14 protein-coding genes and 1 pseudogene are annotated in these 18989 nt (G+C 55.7%); 3 read left to right on the forward strand and 12 right to left on the reverse strand.

What is annotated here, in order from left to right; translation table 11 throughout:
- Positions 1 to 346: 346 nt before the first annotated feature.
- Positions 347 to 2257, forward strand: a complete 1911-nt coding sequence (locus IEX74_RS08535; protein ID WP_188813129.1) for a DEAD/DEAH box helicase — start codon at positions 347 to 349, stop codon at positions 2255 to 2257.
- 144 nt (positions 2258 to 2401) lie between these two features.
- On the opposite strand, the gene IEX74_RS08540 is transcribed toward IEX74_RS08535, so the two are convergent.
- From IEX74_RS08540 to IEX74_RS08550, 3 genes are all read right to left on the reverse strand, one after another.
- Positions 2402 to 2848, reverse strand: coding sequence for a PA2169 family four-helix-bundle protein (locus IEX74_RS08540; RefSeq protein WP_188813131.1), 447 nt, complete (start codon positions 2846 to 2848; stop codon positions 2402 to 2404).
- Positions 2849 to 3090: 242 nt separating this feature from the next.
- Positions 3091 to 4350 carry a BaiN/RdsA family NAD(P)/FAD-dependent oxidoreductase gene (locus tag IEX74_RS08545; RefSeq protein ID WP_229755163.1) on the reverse strand — a complete coding sequence of 420 codons (1260 nt, stop codon included), beginning with the start codon at positions 4348 to 4350 and terminating at the stop codon, positions 3091 to 3093.
- Between the two features lie 127 nt (positions 4351 to 4477).
- Complete coding sequence (locus IEX74_RS08550; RefSeq protein WP_188813133.1) at positions 4478 to 5329, reverse strand: NAD-dependent epimerase/dehydratase family protein; 852 nt, start codon at positions 5327 to 5329, stop codon at positions 4478 to 4480.
- A 147-nt stretch (positions 5330 to 5476) separates the two neighbouring features.
- Here IEX74_RS08550 and IEX74_RS08555 point away from each other — a divergent pair, with 147 nt between their 5' ends.
- Positions 5477 to 6346, forward strand: a complete 870-nt coding sequence (locus IEX74_RS08555; protein WP_188813135.1) for an SDR family oxidoreductase — start codon at positions 5477 to 5479, stop codon at positions 6344 to 6346.
- 191 nt (positions 6347 to 6537) lie between these two features.
- Here the strand turns inward: IEX74_RS08555 and IEX74_RS08560 are convergent, their stop codons facing one another.
- Together IEX74_RS08560 and IEX74_RS08565 are read right to left on the reverse strand one after the other, a co-directional pair.
- On the reverse strand, positions 6538 to 7389 hold the full coding sequence (locus IEX74_RS08560; protein WP_188813137.1) for a DUF1571 domain-containing protein: 852 nt from the start codon (positions 7387 to 7389) through the stop codon (positions 6538 to 6540).
- Positions 7390 to 7502: 113 nt separating this feature from the next.
- Complete coding sequence (locus IEX74_RS08565) at positions 7503 to 7802, reverse strand: hypothetical protein (RefSeq protein ID WP_188813139.1); 300 nt, start codon at positions 7800 to 7802, stop codon at positions 7503 to 7505.
- 100 nt (positions 7803 to 7902) lie between these two features.
- Between IEX74_RS08565 and IEX74_RS08570 the strand changes: the two genes are divergently transcribed.
- The gene (locus tag IEX74_RS08570) at positions 7903 to 8655 is read left to right on the forward strand and encodes a glycosyltransferase family 2 protein (protein ID WP_188813140.1); all 753 of its coding nucleotides are present in this window, start codon (positions 7903 to 7905) and stop codon (positions 8653 to 8655) included.
- Between the two features lie 62 nt (positions 8656 to 8717).
- Here the strand turns inward: IEX74_RS08570 and IEX74_RS08575 are convergent, their stop codons facing one another.
- The 7 genes and pseudogenes from IEX74_RS08575 to IEX74_RS08605 form a co-directional block, all read right to left on the reverse strand.
- Positions 8718 to 10025 carry a metal-dependent hydrolase family protein gene (locus IEX74_RS08575; RefSeq protein ID WP_188813143.1) on the reverse strand — a complete coding sequence of 436 codons (1308 nt, stop codon included), beginning with the start codon at positions 10023 to 10025 and terminating at the stop codon, positions 8718 to 8720.
- Between the two features lie 249 nt (positions 10026 to 10274).
- A pseudogene (locus IEX74_RS23480) lies at positions 10275 to 10382 on the reverse strand (YkvA family protein); the annotation flags it as partial.
- 525 nt (positions 10383 to 10907) lie between these two features.
- Positions 10908 to 13967, reverse strand: a complete 3060-nt coding sequence (locus IEX74_RS08585; protein ID WP_188813147.1) for a T9SS-dependent choice-of-anchor J family protein — start codon at positions 13965 to 13967, stop codon at positions 10908 to 10910.
- 314 nt (positions 13968 to 14281) lie between these two features.
- Positions 14282 to 15469, reverse strand: a complete 1188-nt coding sequence (locus IEX74_RS08590) for a hypothetical protein (protein ID WP_188813149.1) — start codon at positions 15467 to 15469, stop codon at positions 14282 to 14284.
- A 171-nt stretch (positions 15470 to 15640) separates the two neighbouring features.
- Positions 15641 to 16486 (reverse strand): type 1 glutamine amidotransferase, encoded by an 846-nt coding sequence (locus IEX74_RS08595; protein ID WP_188813152.1) that lies wholly within the window; start codon positions 16484 to 16486, stop codon positions 15641 to 15643.
- Between the two features lie 149 nt (positions 16487 to 16635).
- Positions 16636 to 17733, reverse strand: a complete 1098-nt coding sequence (locus IEX74_RS08600; RefSeq protein WP_188814096.1) for a carboxylate-amine ligase — start codon at positions 17731 to 17733, stop codon at positions 16636 to 16638.
- A gap of 111 nt (positions 17734 to 17844) precedes the next feature.
- Positions 17845 to 18924 carry an ATP-grasp domain-containing protein gene (locus IEX74_RS08605; RefSeq protein ID WP_188813154.1) on the reverse strand — a complete coding sequence of 360 codons (1080 nt, stop codon included), beginning with the start codon at positions 18922 to 18924 and terminating at the stop codon, positions 17845 to 17847.
- Between the last annotated feature and the right edge of the window lie 65 nt (positions 18925 to 18989).

Below are 18989 nucleotides of genomic sequence, written 5' to 3' on the forward strand. Positions count from 1 at the left end.
CTGCGCGAGCCACTCACGTCTCCGCATGATAGGCTTAAGGTAGCGCCTGCTCTCTGAGTAGGCAGCCGGTCTGCAGAGAGCCAAAACCAGCTTTCTGCTTTCCAAACCGCATTTCAATATTCTATCCTAATTAGCAAATACAAAATACTCTTTGTACCTTTGCACCCGCATTTGAGAACGGCCATGTTCTGCGCAGCGCTAGGCTGCCGTCATTTGTAATCGTCATCGATAGGCCTCCTGTTTCCCGTTTGTTGCTTCCGTCACTTATCGTCGTTGTAGAGTGGGAGAAGTACGTCGCTGAATCTGCTGTTTTCAGAGCTTTTGTTCTCCCATTCCTAACTCCGACATGGAAAAAGTAAAATTTGAAGAGCTGCACCTCTCCGAGGAAATGCAGCGTGCTATCAGCGACCTAGGTTACGAGGAAGCTTCTCCCATCCAAACGGCTGCTATTCCGGTTCTGCTGGAAGGCCGCGACGTAATTGGCCAGGCCCAAACCGGTACCGGCAAAACCGCCGCGTTCGGTATTCCTGCCATCGAAGGCCTCGACCTCGACAGCCGCGCCGTGCAGGTGCTTATCCTGTGCCCCACACGTGAGCTGGCTGTACAGGTATCGGGCGAAATCCAAAAGCTAGGTAAGTATAAGCGTGGTTTGGCCGTGGTGCCGATCTACGGCGGCTCTAGCTACGAGCGTCAGTTTCAGGCGCTTGAGCGTGGTGTGCAGATCGTAATCGGTACGCCCGGCCGCGTGATGGACCACTTGGAGCGCGGTACGCTGAAGCTCGATAAGGTGACGAAAATCATCCTTGATGAAGCCGACGAAATGCTCGACATGGGCTTCCGCGACGACATTGAGACGGTGCTAGCTAAAATGCCTGAGGAACGCCAGACGGTATTCTTCTCGGCTACAATGAGTAAGCCTATTATGGAGCTTACCAAGAAGTACCAGAAGAATCCGCAGATCGTAAAGGTCAATCATCAGGAGATGACCGTTACGAACATCGAGCAGATGTACTATGAAGTGCGCAATCCTATGAAAAAGGATGTATTGTCGCGCATCATTGATATGTACAATTTGAAGTCAACCATCGTATTTGCGAACACCAAGCGCATGGTCGACGAAATTGTAACGGATTTGCAGGCTCGCGGCTACTTCGCTGATGGCTTGCATGGCGACATGGGCCAGGCCCAGCGCCAGAATACGCTTGACAAGTTCCGCAAGAGCACGCTCGAAGTTCTGGTAGCTACCGACGTAGCCGCCCGTGGTATCGACGTGGAGAATGTGGAAGCTGTTGTAAACTACGACCTTCCTGCCGACGAGGAATATTACGTGCACCGCATCGGTCGTACGGGCCGCGCTGGCAAGCTAGGTAAGGCCTTTACCTTCGTGTCGGGCCGCGACATCTATAAGCTCCGCGACATCATGCGCTTCACCAAAGCCACGATCAAGCAAGAGCGTATTCCTTCCTTCGAAGATGTGTCGGAGGTGAAAACCACGCTGTTCCTGGGTCAGATCAAAGAGATGATCGAGAAGGGCAACCTGGAGAAATACGTTGGTCGCGTTCAACGTCTGCTCGATCAGGAGGAAGATATCACTTCGCTGGATATCGCTGCTGCTCTGCTCAGAATGACGATGAAGGAAGACAAGCAGGCTGAGAAAAGCCTGGAAGCTGGCCGCGAGCGGGGTGCTGTTCGCCCGGGCTTCACCCGTCTCTTCGTCACGATTGGCAAGAAAGACCGTGTGCATCCGCGTGACATCGTCGACATCATCGCCGAGAACACCGCGCTGACTGGCAGCAAAGTAGGCGATATCGCCCTCTACGATAAATTCAGCTTTGTGGAAGTGCCGAATGAGTTCGTGGAAGAAATTACCAGCAAGCTAGGTCGCACGACCATCGCTGGCCGCCCGGTAGCCTTCAACATTGCGACGCCCCGCCAGGAAGGTGATGCGCAGCAGGAAGGTGGCAACCGGGAGCGGGGCTTTAGCGCCGATGAAAACCGTCCGGCTCGCCGGAGCTTCGGTGGTAACCGCGAAGGTGGTTTTGGTGGCAACCGTGGTGGCAGCAGCTATGGCGGTGGCAACCGCGGTGGAAGCAGTTATGGCGGCGGTAGCCGTGGTGGCAGCAGCTACGGCGGTGGCTACAAAGGTAACCGCGACGGTGGTAGCAGCTACGGCAATCGTGGTGGCAGCTATGGCGGCAACCGTGAGCGTGAAGGCGGCTACAAGCCCCGTCGCGATAATCAAAGCTTCGACGAATAGATCAGACTACGTCTGAATTTAATAGCAAGAGCTAGGTTCGTCGAACCTAGCTCTTGCTATTAGTAGCTCTCAACAAAAAAGCCTTCCAGTAATGGGAGGCTTTTTTGTTGAGACAAAGGTGTCTCAAAAATCTATGATTTAAGCTTATTTGCTCGAATCGCGCAGGGCACGCATTTCGTCGTGGCCTTGCGTGATGCCGGCAGCTTGCTTTTCGATAACAGCCTTCAGTTCGGCGGGCAGACCTTCAATCTTCTGAGCCGTTTCGTAGGCTTTCTTGGCGTAGTCTTCGCCACGCTCACACTCAGCCAGGATGCTATGACGGTCTTTGCTCGTCACTAAGCCTTTCAGGTTGATGAAAGCACGGTGTACAGTACCGGTAATGGAGCTGGTTTCGTCTGGCTTCAGGTCCAGCTTGAACATCTGGTCTTCCAACTCAGTGATATAGCTGGCACGCTGGGCGGCGTATTTCTTGAAGGTATCTTTCAGATCGGCATCTTCTACGTCGGTCATTGCCTCGGCGTAGCCTTTCTGGCCGTCTTTCAGTGTTTCGATCAATTCGTTAAGGCCGGCCTGTGTGGTTTTGGCGTCCATGAGGAGTAGTAGTTAGTGTGTTAAGGGAAAGAACTGTGCTTCCGTTTACTAACTATCTGCTCCCAGGGTTGCGGAGTCATTTAACATTTATCATCTACCATTTACCAATGAACACTTACGCAGTATTTGCTTCCGGCTCCTATGTAGCGCGAACTCTGTAGTTCGCGTATTGTTGAACAACCTGTGTCAGGTAGACCTAGGTGCTAGTCGTTCTGCAATGATGGGATGGTAGTTGGTAGATGTTAATTGTTAAATGGTAAATGATTTCCCGCCATTGCGCGGCCGGCCAGGTAGCCTGTGGTCCAGGCAGCTTGGAAGTTGAAGCCGCCGGTGATGCCGTCGATGTCGAGGACCTCGCCGGCAAAATACAGGCCCGGTACGCGGCGGCTTTCCATGGTTTGCATGTTTATCTCGCCGAGTACCACGCCGCCGCAAGTCACAAATTCTTCTTTAAAAGTCGTCTTGCCGCGTACGGGTAGTGCGGTGCGTAGTAGGCTTTCAATCAGCTTATTCTGTGCTTTGGCGGGTAGCTCGCTCCAACGCAATTCGGCACCAATGCTAGCCTGTTCGGTGAGCGTGCGCCATAGCCGTTGGGGCAAACCGAACAGCGGATTGCTCATGACTACCTTGCGGCCGTTCTGGGCCCGGAACTCTTGCAGCCATTGCCGCAGTGACTCTTCGGTGTGGGCTGGCACCCAACTTACGAGCGCCGTGCTTTGGTATTGCAACTCGTGCAAGCGGCGGGCGCCCCACGCTGAAAGCTTGAGCACCGCTGGTCCGCTCACGCCCCAGTGCGTGACGAGCACCGGACCTTCGTACTCCAGCTTTTCGCCCGCCACACGAACGCGGGCGTTGGGCACACTCACGCCCGGCAGCTCTCGCAAGGGCGACTCGGGTACGTTGAAGGTGAACAACGACGGCACTGGCTCCGCGATGGTATGACCTAGGGTACGCAGCCACTGGTAGCTCTCCGACTTAGGCGCGCCACCCGTGGCAATCAGCAGCCGATCGACATGCATTTCCTGAGCGTGAGCACCCGTTAAGTGAAGCCGAAAACCGCCATTTGGTAGTGGCTGAACTATTTCGACGGCCGTGTTGGTCAGAATTTTAACGCCAGCCCGATGAGCGGCATCGAGCAAACACTGCGCGATGGTTTCGCTGGAATCGGTGGTGGGGAACATGCGACCGTCGGGCTCAGTCTTGAGCGCGACGCCACGGTCGGCAAACCAGCGCACAGTATCGGTGGCCCCGAATTGGCGAAAGGCCTCCTTCAGTGGCTTGCTGCCGCGCGGATAGTGTTGGGCTAGTTGCGTGGGCGAGTCGCAGGCGTGAGTCACGTTGCAACGGCCGCCGCCCGAAACGCGCACTTTGCTGAGCAGCTTGCTCGTTTTTTCGAGGAGATAAACCGTGAGGCGTGGGTTGGCCTCGGCGCAGGCAATAGCGCCGAAGAAACCGGCCGCGCCGCCGCCCAGCACAGCTACGGTAGAAGGAGTAGAATTCACGGAGCAAAAGTACAGAGGAGCAGTAGGAACACGCTACAGCATGTTCTCGTTCGCGCAGTACGAGCCTGAAAACCTAGCTTTTGCAAGTAGTCATTTCTCGGAGTGGGATTGAGATAAAATCGAAGGGCTAAAGTGCCGCTAATAAGTTGTCGTACTGAAATTCGTACGCTACCTTCTCTCGCACCAGTTGGCTATCAATGCTTTTGCCACCGGCTGTGTCCGCTTGTTGAAAAGCAGGCGCAGCCAGACCTAGCTTTCGGGCAGCCTGCGTATAAAATTCTGCTCGGGAGGGGTGTTGCGCAGCACAGGCGTTGAACGTGTACCCCCAGGCTTGCTGGCGAATAATGCTGGTGAGCAAGCCAACGCAATCGGTAAGATGAATCAGATTGACGGGTGCGTGGGGTTGCGCAACATCCTGGCGGCCAGCAAGGAAGCGCCCCGGCAGTCGGCCCGGACCAAACAAGCCGCCCAGCCGCACGACAGTCGTTTGCCACGGCCGCTGCGGAGAAGCAAACAGCGCCTCCGCTCGCAACATCGACGAGTTGGCTTCTGCCGTAGCCACCGCATCCTGCTCCCGCATGGGGCGGGGCTCATCGGGGTAAACGCTGGTGGAACTGACAAACAGCACCGCGGCAATTCTACAGGTTTCGGCGGCTTCGTACACAGGTTGCAGCAGCGCTGCATAGTCGGGGCCGGTGGCCGAGCGTCGGGGAGGAACGTTGAGAATCAACACATCCACGCCGGTAAGCATAGCATGGAGCGTGTCGGCATCCGTTGGGGTGAGCGTAGGAGCTAGGCGGAGCAAGAAGGGCATAATGCCCGTGTCGCGCAGTGTGAGTAACTGGCTTGGAGTGGTGGTGGAGCCAACAACCGGGTAGCCTTGCGCTACGAGCGCCTTCGCCAAAGGTAGACCCAGCCAGCCGCAGCCAAGTACGGCTACGGTCGGGAGAGAAGAAGATTTTCGGGGAGAGTCCGTCATGCTGGCTGCATGTTAAGAGTTTTTCATTTAACAGTTGCCATCTACCAGTTATCTAGCCTTTGCCAAGTGGTAATCAAATTATTGGTAACATTCAACTTTCAACACCTAGCATTTAACATCCAAAACTTAACACTCAACCCTTCCCAAATGGCCGCTTACTCCCAACCCATGCTCCGCGACAACGCACTCCAAGGTAAAACCATCGTCGTGACGGGCGGCGGCACCGGCCTAGGTCGCGCCATGACGACGTATTTTTTGCAGCTTGGCGCCAACGTCACGATTAGCAGCCGCAAGCTGGATGTGCTGGAAAAAACTGCCGAGGAGTTGCGGCAGCAAACCGGTGGTCGGGTGCTGGCTGTGCAGTGCGACGTGCGCAAATATGACGAGGTAGAAAACATGCTTCAGCGCACGATCAATGAGTTTGGCGGCGTAGACGTGCTGCTCAATAACGCCGCCGGCAACTTTATCTCGCCCACGGAGCGGCTGAGTCACAAGGCGTTCGACGTCATTGTGGACATCGTGCTGAAGGGTAGCTACAACTGCACCCTAGCTTTTGGTAAGCGCTGGATAGCCGATAAGAAGCCCGGCACCATCCTCAACATCGTCACGACGTATGCTTCTGTCGGCTCGGCGTACGTGGTGCCTTCGGCCACAGCCAAAGCGGGGGTGCTGGCCCTTACACGCTCATTAGCAGTAGAATGGGCTAAATATGGAATTCGTTCCAACGCCATTGCACCCGGCCCGTTCCCGACGGAAGGCGCCTGGAGTCGCTTATTTCCCGAGCCATTGGCCAAAAAGCTGGACCCAGCCGCCTCTGTACCGCTGAAGCGCGTGGGTGAGCACCAGGAACTGGCCAACCTAGCGGCTTACCTCGTGTCTGATTTCTCGGCGTACATGAACGGCGAAGTCGTGACCATCGATGGGGGCGAGTGGTTGAATGGCGCCGGCGAGTTCAATAAGCTGGAAATAATTCCCGCGCCTATGTGGGATGAGATTGAGAAAACTATGCGGCGGTAATCTGAACCACGGATTCGACGGATTTTTCGGATGATTCGCTTCGGCTCTTTTCAGCTCGCTTCCTGATCTGTTTGAAAAAGAAAAGCCTTCCACTTCTGGAAGGCTTTTTTGCTGACTAAAACCTAGGTTGTCAATCGTCCACAAAATCCGTGTAATCCGAAAAATCCGTCGAATCCGTGGTTCAGACAAGGTTAGAGCTTGTATCCTTTGTAATCTTTGGTGAATTCAGCTGGTGCAATCTGTTGATTAACAATTACATCAGAAAACTCGAAGCGTTCAAACAGACCTTTGTCATCAACGACATGGACGATGAGTGGGAGCATGAGCTTTTGGTCGATGCACAGCACCGTATGGCGGCCGTAGGCATTCGGCACCTGTAGGACTTTGCCTTCGGCAATGACTTGGCCGGGAGTGAGGCCGTTGCGCTCGATCACGCGAAACTCGCCGCAACCGAAGCGCTCGGCGACGCGAGCGGGGGTGTCGCCTTTCACGGCCTTGTACGTCACGTAGCGAAACTGCGCATAGTTGGAGGTGAGGACGTAGCAAGGGCGGTTCTGCACGAGCGTGTCGCCGGTGTAGCGGAAGCTGCGCTCGAAGCTATGATCCTGGCGCAAAGGGGAGCCGTGAATGATATCAGCCACCACGCCATAGCCGGCATCGAGCACACTATGGTGCTGGTTGCGGCGCATGAGCGTGCCATTGGGGTCGAGGTTGAGCGTAACGTAGGGAAAGCTATTGGGGTAAACCCAGGCATCGCCGTCATTTTGGCCCGTAACCCACAGCACCTCAATGCCTTTCTTGTTGCGCATATATACCCGTTGCGGGTTGTAGGCTAGCTTCAGAAAGCTCTGGTTGAGCTGGTAGCCGGTGCCAATGCGTTCTTTGGCGTTGATGCTGCACCGCAGGGTCTTGATGCTTTCAATAGAAGTAGCTAGTCGAGAAACAACTTGTTCGGTGGTGACTTTATCGGCGGGAGCCGGAACGGCAGCCAAGGCCAGCCAGCCGGCTACCATAAGAACCGAAAACCGGAAAAAACGGGTCATGCAGAAGGGGAAATGGGGAGCGGTGAGCGAGTGAGCTTGTAAAAGGATGAGGTTATGCGTTGCCTATCACAGATAAAAGATCAGGCCACCATTTTACAAACTTGCTTTTAAGCTTAATTAAGACTGATGCGTGGCAGACGCGTAGCAACGCTGTCGAAGAGAAATAGCTCGTCAATCTCGATGTGGCTGAAGAAGTCGTAGAGCGGAAACTGCTCGACGACGGCCCGCACTTCATCGGCATCTTCGCCGTTCATGGTCACCCAGCCCCGCGCGCGGTCGGCGCTGATAGCGTACGTTTCCACCACATTTTCGGCTATCAGGTGATTGATGAAGGCACGATGGCGCGGAATGATTTCCATCAGGGCATCATCAAAGACATCGGGCAGACGAAGGGAAACAAGGAATCTTGCCATAAAGTAAAGAAGTACTAGCAACCGTAACGATGAGGCGGTGGAGAAAGTTAGGCTGCTACGGCGAGGCAACTTTTTACCGGGAAAACCAGAATAGGCGGTTATGCACTTTTCCATCATCACCCCTAGTCACAACCGCCGGCAGTATTTGCCCGAAGCCGTTGCCAGCGTCCGAGCGACCGTAAGCGCCCCCCTCGACTTCTCTTATGAACACCTGATCTACGAAAATGGCTCCACCGACGGCTCGGCCGAGTGGCTTCGCAACCTAGGTCAGGATGGCCCGCCGCTGCGCTTCTGGACGCACCCCGAGCGCATCCTGGCCGGACCCGCCCGCAACCGCCTCGTGCACGAAGCGCCCGCCGATACCTGGATCGTGCCGCTTGACGACGACGACATCATGCTCCAGCGTACGTTGTTTCACTATGGCTCTTTGGTAGAGCAATACCGTGACCAGCAATGGTTTGTGGCTGATTTTCTGCGCATGGATGAAGAGCGGCGCTATCTGCCCAACGAAGATTACTACACCTGGAAGTTCGACTCGCCCACCGAAATGCTCCAGGCCATCTTCAAAGCCGAGCACTTCATTCAGGGCAACGTATGCTACAGCCGCACCCTCTTCGACCAGGTTGGCGGCTACGACGAGGAAATCAAAATGGCCGAGGACCTGGACCTGTACGTGCGCTTTCTGCTGGCCGGCCACCTGCCAGTGCTAAGTCCGCACATCAGCCATCTGCATCGTTTCCACACCAGCAACGTCAGCATCGGCGTAGACGGCGACAAGCACAATGAAGACCTGCGCGTGATTTATGACAAGTACGCGGAACAGCTGAAAAAGCTAGGTATTGAGCGGCCGTAGCGTAACTGAGTAGCTGAGCAACTGAGTGAAGGTGTTCAATAACGATTTACTTAGTTGCTCAGCTACTTATACACTACTCCACCTTTCATCACCATTTGGACTTGTCGTAGGGCGCTTACATCTTTGGTCGGGTCGCCTTGCACAGCGATGAGGTCGGCGAGCAAGCCGGTAGCGATGCGGCCACGGTCGGCTAGGTGGAAGACGGTGGCGTTGCCGCTGGTGGCTTGCTGAAGCACTTCCAGGGGCGTGAAGCCGTAGTCGCGCACCAGCAGCTCCATTTCGCGGGCGTTGTCACCGTGAGCGAATACGCCTACGTCGCCGCCCATCACGAAGGTCACGCCTGCTTTACGGGCAGCGGCTACGCTAGCTCGTTTTTCCTGCACGCGAGCGGGCTCCGGGTCCTGGCCTTTGCGCCAGCCCTGGTACTGTAAGATAGCGTCGCCGGCGGCTACGGTGGGGCAGAAGGCTACGCCGTGCTGCTTCATCAGCTTGAAGACTTCAGGCGTGCCGTTGTCGCCGTGCTCAATGGTTTCGACGCCGGCCAGGATGGCGCGCTTTATGCCTTCGGGCGTGGAGGAGTGCGCCACGACGGGGCGACCGGCGGCTTTGGCCGTTTGCACAATGACCGTCAATTCTTCCTGCGAAAAGGTAGGGTGCGAAGGCTCGCCCTTGCCCCAGCGGTAATCGGAATAAACCTTGATAACGTCGGCGCCCTTGCCCATTTGCTCGCGCGTAGCCCGCGCTACTCCTTCAACGCCATCGGCTTCTTGCGCACCCTGCGGCAAAGTTACGTCGGTGGATAGCTTGGGGCCGTAGCTGCCAGTGGCTACCAAAGCGCGGGTAGCCACCAGTAGACGCGGGCCGGGGATAATTCCTTGGTCAATAGCTTGTTTCAGGCCCACATCGGCGTAGCCGGCGCCTTCAGTACCTAGGTCGCGAGCGGTGGTGAAGCCGGCCAACAAGGTACGCTGTGCGTGTGCCGTAGCCCGCGCCACCCGCAGCGCCTGCGACTCTGTGAGTACCTGATCGTTCCAGCTGGTTTCGTTGTATGGGTGCAACAGCATGTGCGAGTGCCCTTCGATCAGGCCCGGCAGCAGCGTCTGGTTGGCAAGGTCCAGCGTGCGCGCACCGACCGGAGCCGTGACCTGCGCGGCCGGACCAACGGCCGTTATTTTGTTGCCACTGACGAGCACCACCCAGCCTGCGTGGGTTTCCTTGCCGTCGAAAACGGCGGCCGGACAGAGCAGGGTTGTGGTTGGAGTCGGCGCCTGGACTGTCGATTGTGCCTGCGCCAGCGAGCCTGAAAGAGCAACGGCGAATAACAGGCAGGCTAGGTGCCGGGCAGAAAAAGAGCGGGGGGAAGTCAACATGCGGGGAAGTAGCAACGCTTGGCGGTAGAAAGCAACTCCGCAAAGACCAACAAAAAGCCCCGACGGCTGCCGGGGCTTTCGAGCTTTACAGGAAAATGATGCTTACGAATGACCTAGCTCGGCCACCGCCGGTAAGCTGCGGTCTGAGTTGGCGGGTGCGGGTGCCACGCCGGAAGCTGATACCGCAGAAGTGGATTCCCACTCCCGAAAGCGCGTAATCTCGCCCGCAAACTTGCTGATAAACCAGCTAACCAACGCCACATCATCCAGCAAGCCCAGCATCGGAATGAAATCCGGTACCAGATCTATTGGCGATAGAAAATAAAGCAGCACGGCCAGGCCCGCCACAATGGTACTTCCTTCAATGTGGCGATAGGAGCCTGTAATATAAGCGCTTACCAGGCGCACCAGCGTGCGGCCCATGTCCGCAATCTGCTGAAGCGCTCCTTTGGGACTATTGTTGTCGTCGAGCTTGGCAGCTACTTCCCGCAGCACCACGGCCACGCGGAAGGGCTTACCAAGCAGCTTGCCAGCGCGCTGAAGAAAGACGTTGAAAATGACATTTTTAGAGATCTGAAGACCTTTTTGGACGAGAGAAGACATAAGTAGGAAGTGCTGAAATGAAGGAGGGAGAGTGCGCTTGTCTACGTGCCTAGCCGGGTCCGCGTTATGTCTGCCGCCCTAAGACACAAGGAAGGCGTGGTTTCCTAGGTTGCTTAGAGGCTACCCTGGGTGTCATTTCGATCAGTGGGAGAAATGACGAGTGAACTTGCTTTTTACGGTAGCCTGATGAATTTTTGATGGCGCACCGATCATTGCCATAAAAAAAGCCCGCCTGAGAAGGCGGGCTTTTTGTTACAGAAAGACCTAGGTCTGCTACGCTTATTGTTTCACAAAGCGCTTCACGTATGACTGCTTTTCGCCGGTCAGCTTGATGACGTAGAGACCGGCGCTGAGGCTGCCAACGCGCTGATTGATCTGCTCATTCAGCTGCTCCAGCGAACCAGTGGCGCTCAGTACCGAGCGGCCATCAGCGGTGCTCACTTGCAGGTGCAGAGCTTTGCCTGGCTCCGGTGCGCTCAGGTGCAATGAGTTCGTGGCTGGGTTCGGATACACCTGGAACTGGTTGTTGGCTGCCGAAGCTCCCTTCGTAGCCGTGACGGGGCTAAACAGGTAGCGCGTGAGGATGGGGTAGTGGTCAGTGGTGGTGTTGCCATAATTGGCCACCAGACCAGCCGCGTTGGTTAGCACCGCCGCCGAGCCGGGGATGTAATACGCGTTCATGTCGTTGGAAACTACAACGTGGTCAATCATGTCGTTGTAGCTCACCGTCGACTTCCGGCCGGCCAGGCTCAGCGGCAAAGTCAACGCCGAATAGTTGGCTGCATCCGTGGTAAAGGCGCTGTAAGAAGTGGCTGTCGTGCCCGCGTCGGTGGTGATGGTCACGTCCAGATCGTCGTTGAAGTCACCTAGGATGACGAAATTCTCGTTCGGGTAGTGCGTGTCCAACTCAGTTTTCAGCTGATCGGCAGCGGCTTTGCGACGCTGGTACGACGTAGCCGTGGGCGCAGTATTGGCCTTAGCGTGAATCAGGATAAACTTAACATGCCTGGTGATGCCATTCAGCGTCACATCGGCATCCATCACGTAAGGGAAACGGCCACCCGACCAAGGGTTATAGCCGGGGCAAGCCTGAGCCTCGGTGCAGCGGAACAGCGACGAAATCGTGACATTGCTCAGCAGATCCGTGCGGTATACGAAAGCAAGCTTCTGCGCACTAGCGTAATCTGGGTCGCTGGGATTGTCGGCGTAAGAGCCGTAGCGCGACACTTTGTAGGTGTAAGGACCACCCGGCAGTTGGCTTACCACGCTGGCTAAGCGCACCGTGTCAACCACTTCTACCAAGCCGTACACATCGGCTTTGATAGAGTTCAGGATGGTCTGCACGTTGGCCTGCTGCTGGTCTTTGTTGGTCGGGCCATTCTGCGTCGAGCCGAACCACTCCACGTTCCAGTTCACGACTTCCAGCGAGTTAGCCGTGTTGTAGGTGTTGCCCGACAGCGGAATGGTCAGGGTAGAAGCGCCTGGCGTCGTTATCGTCAGGTTAGCCGTGTAGTTACGGCTGGCCTGGGTAGGCGAGAATCTAACGGTAATGGTTTTGGGGGCGCTGCTGGCCTCGGCTGCCGTGTAAGTTAGCGTGGAGCTGAAAGTAGTTGTACCATCTTTCGCGAGCAAGAACGCAGGGTCGGAGGAAGTTACTGTAGCCGAACCTGTCAGGTTGTTGAGGGTCAACGTGAATGTCTGCGTAGCAGATGTATTTACCGCTACATAGTTGAAGTCGATGCCCAAAGAATTGGTAAACAAAGCGGGTGGAGGCGGCGTGCTGGAGTTCAGCAGGCTGATGTCATCCAAGGTCCAGCGGGCACCATCTTCCGTCGTTGAAGTATACACGAAAGCTAGGTACACCTTCTGACCTTTGTAGGCGCTCAGGTCGATGTTAGCAGTGCGCGTCCAAGTGTCCGAGGCTTGGCTCGGGAACTGCACCGGTAAATCGGTCCAGCTAACGCCAGCGGCCGTCGGGCTGCCCGTGCCGGAATAATTGGTTGAGATGCGCAGTTGCAGCGGATCGCCGGTGAAAGCTACCCGGCTCCAGAACGAAAACAGCGGGAAGTTGTAGCCGCTGGTCAGGTCGTAACTGGGCGAGATCAGCCAGTCTTGGTTGGTATTGTTGGCGGAGTTAGCAAAGCCATTGATCTGCACGCCATTAGGCTTAGAGGCCTTGCCCGTTGGGTCGGCATTATCGTGGCCGAAAGTGGTGCAAGCCCAGGTTTGAGCGCCTGATACACTGAACTGCGACCAGCCATCCGAGAGCGTAGTGGTACAGTTATCGAAGGTCGAAAGCAGGTTGTTGGGGTCCACGCCGTTGCCGAGCAAGGTCACGTTGCGGGTGGTGGCGCCGGTACTTACGTTGCTGATGGTGCCGCTGGCGGCGCCCTGCGCGGTGGGGCTAAAGCGAACCGAAACGGCGCGGGCCATAGCTAGCTCCGCGGGCGTGTAGGTCAGGGTAGAAGTGAAAGCCGTACCGTCTTTAGAAACCGTAAAAGGCCCTGTGGCCGTTACCGTTACGTTGCTCGTGAGGTTGGCCGCCGAAAGCGTATAGGTTTTTGTCGCCGACGTAGTGCCGATATTTTGGTTGCCAAAATCGAGTGTAGCCGGCGCTGCGGTTATGGCGGGCGTGTTGCCGTTTGGCGTCGACCAAGCTAGGGTGAAATCGTCGATGGCCGAGGTAGGGCGGTTGCTCGAGCCTGTGCTGGCCGTAAGCGTAACGATGCGAATCCAGACCGGGCCCGTGGCGTTATCCAGCTGACTACCAAAGTCAACACTGATTGGCTTGTTGGCGAAGGCCGAGTTGCCGGTGGTATTTCCGGTGCTCACCGTAGTAAAGGTGGTCGGGTTGCTGCCCGTGCCGTAGTCTACCTGCCAGCTGGTAACACGGGGTGAAGACGGGTCCAGCGACTGAAGCAGAAAGTTTAGCTTGAAATCCGTTCTGCCATTCGTGTTAGCCAGTTGAAATACGAATGCTGCGCCAGGGTCGCCCAAGGAGCCGGTCTGGCGCACGCCCAAGGCGCGGTTGGTGGAGGCATCCTGCTCGGCTGTAGTAGAAGCGGCCGTCAGCCCCGTAGCCGAAGCTAGGTTTTTGAAAGCGCCACTCGTGTTGTTCCAGGCCGTCTTGGCGGTCGTCAGGGTTGCCGTGGTGCCTAGCATAGTAGTCGTGGCACCCGTGCGCACGGTAAAGCCCGTTGGCAGGCCGCTGCCGATGCCGTCGAAGGTTTCCACATACGGGCTGGTAGCCAGCGTCACCTGGGCCCAGGCGCTACTCGCCGTCAGGAGCGAAAGCAAAAATCCCGTCAGCAAACGGGAAAATGGTAAAAGGTTTTTCATGAAATAGGTGCTGGGTAAGTGATGAAAGAAGAAGCAAAAGTACAATGGCCAAGGAAGAACAATGTTACTATAATATTATAAAAAGACAATACATTCTGCGGATAGTTGCATTCAATACAATGCAAATGTACGGCAGCAGCGGTTCGAATCGTCTTTAATCCTATGTGAGAGCTAGGGGAGAAGTGTCGCCGGAAGGCTAACTCGACTTGTACGCAAAAAGCACGGCCTCAGATACCTATAGATATTTGAGGCCGTGCTTTTTGCCGTTATTTTTTATTCGAGCGCCTGTCAAAGCAGGCAACTGCCTAATGCGCTTATTCAAACAAGCACACCGTACCGCCAACCCAATCTTTATTCTTGTTGAAATCAACCCCGATCATGGCACCCCGGCTCAGCCGACCTAGGTTGGTGATGAGCATAGGCCGGGCGGCGTGCTCGTGCCAGATGTAAAGCATGCGAATCTCGCATTTCACCAAGCCATCAGGCGATTGAATAACGGGCTCGTACTGTACTTTGCGCTGGAGTAGGTAGTTGTGCTTGTCCGAAATGGCGTCCAGGTCCGCGGCGCTGACATCCAGCTTCACGCCGCTGCCGGCGAAGGAAAACAAGGGCTTGAGCACGTAGTTCTCCAGATCGGCGGGGTACGACGACAGTGTGTGCAGGTAAAAGCTAGGTGGCACAAACGCGTGGTGCAGCAGCGGCATCGTGTACTTGCTAATGCGAAAAAACCAGTTCGGGTGACCCACCCACGTCACATCGACGTAGTCAGTGAGGCGGAACTCGGTTTTTAAATCTGGGTGCTGATCCAACTCGTCGAAAATCAAACGGTTATAAATGCGCTTGATGTCAATCCGTCGGCCTTCTTTTTCATAATACAGCTGGCGGCCATCCTTGCGCACCTTCGTCAGACAGACGGCTTCCACGCCAATCGCGCGCCGGGTCAGCTCGAAGTCGAGCCGGGTTTTCTGCTTTTCCGGGAACAGCTCCAGCAGAATCACATTCTCCGGGTTTTCATCCGCTACAATCAGCTGGCGCAGCTGCTCGAAATAAGCCGCTGAGCTATCGACACCAAACAGTTGCGACACCGAATCAGGAATTGGGAAAAACTGCCGGAACTTGCCCGGTAGGTAATCTTGGAAAGCATATAAGGATGGAAAGCCTTGGAGCTCAATTAGCTGCGGTTCCAGCTCGCCATCGGCGTTGCGGCATACGGCGTAGTCGATGGCGAGAAAAGCCGTGTGCGCATCCTCGTGCGGCACGCGCTGGTGCGGCGGCACGGCCTGCTCCGTCAGCTCTTTGAAGTTGTCCGCCGTCAGCACATCGATAATGCTTTCGCCGGCGCTGATGAGCTTATCACGCAGCGCAGCGGGCACGAAAATCGGTGTCTCCGCAATGCGAAAATCCAACAGCTCCGGCAGATCGTCCGCCATAGAACCTAGGAATTCTTGGTAGCGCTGCGGGCTAAATGCTTGATTATAAGCGGCACGGTATTCAGGAACCATAGAGCTAAGGATAAGAAGGAGGCGGAAAATAACAGAACGTCATGCTGAGCTTGTCGAAGCATCTTGCGTGCAATGGTAATTCCAACCGTTAGGAATTAGTATCACAACATCAACACACGAGCTACCTCGCGGGGCTCAGCATGACGTTCAAAGAAGCAGAACGTTCAACGATTAGCTATTCACGCCGGCACCAGCCGGAACTACCTCGGCCGTCAGCGCTTCAATAGCCGTCCGCAGGAAGGTAGGCAAAATGGCGGCATCCGTTAGCTCAAGGGCATTAGGATCTTGCAGAAGCTGTACCATCTCCAGGTACTTCTCTTCGCCATGATTCTCAATTACTTGCCGACGCTTCTCCTCGGTTTTCATGTAGCGCAGCATGCCTTCACTGTCGGCTTCGGGGTGAAACTGAGTGCCAAAAATCTCGTCGGTGAAGCGAATGGCCATAACGGCTTGCTCCAGCGGCACGTGCGGCCGCTCTTTTTCCAAAGCCAGAATCTGCACACCTAGCTCAGCGATACGCTCTGCGTCGGGCTGCGTCACCTGATAGTCACGCGAATCCATCACGTAGAACGGGTCAGGTAACACGCTCAGCAGCGGATCCATCTGACCAGCTTCCGTTTTTGGAATGGGGAAAATTCCTAGTGACGTTGACTTGCGCTTGCTTAAGGTGCCGATACCTAGGTGGCGGGTCAAGAGCTGAAACGAGTGGCAAATGACAAACAAGTGCTTCTTGCGGGCGTGGGTCTCATTCCAGGTAAGAATGCCATCCATTAGGGCAAAAAACGGTTGCTCCCACGCTTCTTCCGACGCAAGCGGGCTGCCGGGGCCGCCGCTGGAAAGGTAGATGTCGTAGCTAAGATCAGGTACTTCCAGGTTGGCTCGTACGTTAAACACGTCGTACGACACGGCTACGGGGCTTTCGGCCTGCGCGCGTCGGGCGAGCTGGTTCAGACAGCGCATGCCTTCGTTAGGCGCGTTGTCGTACAGGTCGAGAATGGCAATTTTTAATGATTTCATGCAAAGGAGCGGCAGGCAGAAAGCTACCGGATTAAAGAGGAAAAGCCAGCGTGCCACAAAGGTCGTACCGACCTAGGTGCTTGGCTGCGTGAGATATAGAAAAGCACACGTCGACGGCCGCCGTCGACGTGTGCTTTCTACGTAACAGCTTACAACCCGTAGCTGGTTTCAGAAATAATATAATCGACTACTTTCTTCAGGTCGCCGGTCTGGCGGAACACAGCCAACTGACGGTCGGCGCCGGTACCTACCTCCATCATTTTGAGTAAGTATTCCACTTCGTGACGACTGCCTAGCTCATCGAGTACATCATCTACAAAGTCCAGTAACTCGTGGATAAGGGCTTTGGTGGGCACTTCCTCCTGCTTGCCGAAGTCAATCAGCTTGCCTTCAATGCCGTAGCGCGCGGCCCGCCATTTGTTCTCGTTGATGAGCGCCTTGCGGTAAAGCCGGAAGTTCAGATTCTGAAGCTTTAGCTTGTAAATCTTTGCAACCAGCGCCTGCATTACGGCCGCTACGGCTACCACTTCGTCCACGCGCATCATCATGTCGCAGATGCGGTACTCGATGGTGTTGAAGAAAGGGTGGAGGCGCAAATCCCACCAGATTTTCTTGCCGTTGTCGATGCAACCGGTCTTCACCAATTGGGCGATGTACTCATCGTATTCGCTGGCGCTGCTGAAATAATCGGGAATGCCGGTGCGCGGAAAACGCTCGAATACCTTGGTACGAAACGATTTGTAGCCCGTTTCGCGGCCTTCCCAGAAGGGCGAGTTGGTGCTGAGCGCGAAGAGGTGCGGCAGAAAGTACCGCAGCGAGTTCATCATGTACACACCTAGGTCGCGGTTTTCGAGCCCGATGTGCACGTGCATCCCGAACACCAGGTTGGAGCGGGCGGCGTCCTGCAATTCCTCCACAATCTTGTCGTAGCGGGCGTCGGGCGTGATAGGCTGATCTTGCCAGCGCGAAAACGGGTGCGTGCCGGCGGCGGCAATCTGCAAGCCCACGTTGCCGGCCAGCTCGATTACCATGCGCCGCAGGTGCATCACTTGCTCGCGCGCTTCGGTGATGTTGTGGCAGATCGTCGTACCTACTTCCACCACCGATTGGTGCATTTCGGCCTTCACTTGCTCTTGCAGCACCATCTTGCCCCCCTCCACAATTTCCGACATGTGGGAGCGAAGGTCGCGGGTGGTAGGGTCAATTGTTTGAAACTCTTCCTCGATTCCGAGCGTGAAAACCGGCATAGCCATAGCAGGTAACGTTAATAGGTGGATGCTACACGGGAAAACTTACGTAGACCTCACCTCCCAACCCGCTCCAAAAAGAAAGCTAGGTGGTGAAGTCTGCGCGAATTGTTACTCTTTGCTCTTCTTAGCTTTTGGGGCTGCTTCCTTCTTCGATGCGGCTTCTTTCTTCGACGCAGCTGGCTTTTTAGCGGCTGCTTTCTTCACAGGTGCCTCGGCAGCCGGAGCTGCAACACCAGTAGCCGCGGCCGAACGCTGCACGAACGTGCCCCAGGTCAGGTTGTCTTTGCCGGGCTGCTGGGCCAGCGCCCGCTCGATAGCGTAGTTAGCCGCCGTTTCAACAACCCACTCAAAGTTTTCCTGACCCACCGAATTGATGTCAGCATCAGGAGCGGGGTTGCCGAAGTCGATAGCCAGCGGAATTCCGTCGCGTACGGCAAATTCGACGGTATTGAAGTCGTAACCTAGGCCTTCGTTCAGCTTCAGCACGTAGTCTTTCATCGTGGCCAAAAGCCTTTCGCCGGCCTCGCCGGTCGTTTTCATTTCGGTGGCGTAGCGCAGGTGCGGCTCGTTGCGGGGCTCGTAGGGCATGATGAGCACTTCCTTGCCGCCGATGCAGTAGCAGCGGAAATAATCAGTGAACTCCACCGACTCCTGGAGAAGCATCACCAACTGACCGGTTTCGTCGTAGGCCTGGTGGAAGTCGTGCATGTTATGAAGTTTATACACGCTCTTCCAGCCGCCGCCGGAGTGAGGCTTCATGTAAGCCGGGAAACCACCGATACGGGCAAATGCCTCTTCCCAGTCGATCCAGCGCAGGTTGCGGAACGACTCATGCGCGGTATCGGTGGGGCGCTCTTTGGAAGGTAGCAACAGCGTGCGCGGCACCGGCACACCCAGCTGCACGGCCAGAGCGTTGTTGAAGAATTTCTCGTCGGCGCTCCACCAGAAGGGGTTGTTAATCACGGCCGTACCACCTAGGGCTGCGTTCTTAAGGTAAGCCCGGTAGAAAGGCACGTCCTGCGAAATCCGGTCAATAATGACGGCATAATCCGTGGGTACTGCCTGCTCTACGAGGTCAATATCGACGAACTCGGCTCTGATGCCGTCCGGTGCTTTCTGGTTTACGCGGTCTACGAAAGCTTGGGGAAAGCTATTTTCCCTGCCGAAGAGAATACCAATTTTTTTCATAAGCGTAGTACGGAATAAGGAATCCGTAGAAGTAAATGAAGATGTATTTTAAAAAGCCGACAACA

This window comes from Hymenobacter cavernae (genome assembly GCF_014641455.1).
GTDB classification, from domain to species: Bacteria; Bacteroidota; Bacteroidia; order Cytophagales; family Hymenobacteraceae; genus Hymenobacter; species Hymenobacter cavernae.

Bases quoted from the DNA above. Each gene is read 5' to 3' on its own strand.
- IEX74_RS08535 (WP_188813129.1), top strand. From the start codon at position 347: ATGGAAAAAGTAAAATTTGAAGAGCTGCACCTCTCCGAGGAAATGCAG.
- IEX74_RS08540 (WP_188813131.1), bottom strand. From the start codon at position 2,848: ATGGACGCCAAAACCACACAGGCCGGCCTTAACGAATTGATCGAAACA.
- IEX74_RS08550 (WP_188813133.1), bottom strand. From the start codon at position 5,329: ATGACGGACTCTCCCCGAAAATCTTCTTCTCTCCCGACCGTAGCCGTA.
- IEX74_RS08555 (WP_188813135.1), top strand. From the start codon at position 5,477: ATGGCCGCTTACTCCCAACCCATGCTCCGCGACAACGCACTCCAAGGT.
- IEX74_RS08560 (WP_188813137.1), bottom strand. From the start codon at position 7,389: ATGACCCGTTTTTTCCGGTTTTCGGTTCTTATGGTAGCCGGCTGGCTG.
- IEX74_RS08565 (WP_188813139.1), bottom strand. From the start codon at position 7,802: ATGGCAAGATTCCTTGTTTCCCTTCGTCTGCCCGATGTCTTTGATGAT.
- IEX74_RS08570 (WP_188813140.1), top strand. From the start codon at position 7,903: ATGCACTTTTCCATCATCACCCCTAGTCACAACCGCCGGCAGTATTTG.
- IEX74_RS08575 (WP_188813143.1), bottom strand. From the start codon at position 10,025: ATGTTGACTTCCCCCCGCTCTTTTTCTGCCCGGCACCTAGCCTGCCTG.
- IEX74_RS08585 (WP_188813147.1), bottom strand. From the start codon at position 13,967: ATGAAAAACCTTTTACCATTTTCCCGTTTGCTGACGGGATTTTTGCTT.
- IEX74_RS08590 (WP_188813149.1), bottom strand. From the start codon at position 15,469: ATGGTTCCTGAATACCGTGCCGCTTATAATCAAGCATTTAGCCCGCAG.
- IEX74_RS08595 (WP_188813152.1), bottom strand. From the start codon at position 16,486: ATGAAATCATTAAAAATTGCCATTCTCGACCTGTACGACAACGCGCCT.
- IEX74_RS08600 (WP_188814096.1), bottom strand. From the start codon at position 17,733: ATGCCGGTTTTCACGCTCGGAATCGAGGAAGAGTTTCAAACAATTGAC.
- IEX74_RS08605 (WP_188813154.1), bottom strand. From the start codon at position 18,924: ATGAAAAAAATTGGTATTCTCTTCGGCAGGGAAAATAGCTTTCCCCAA.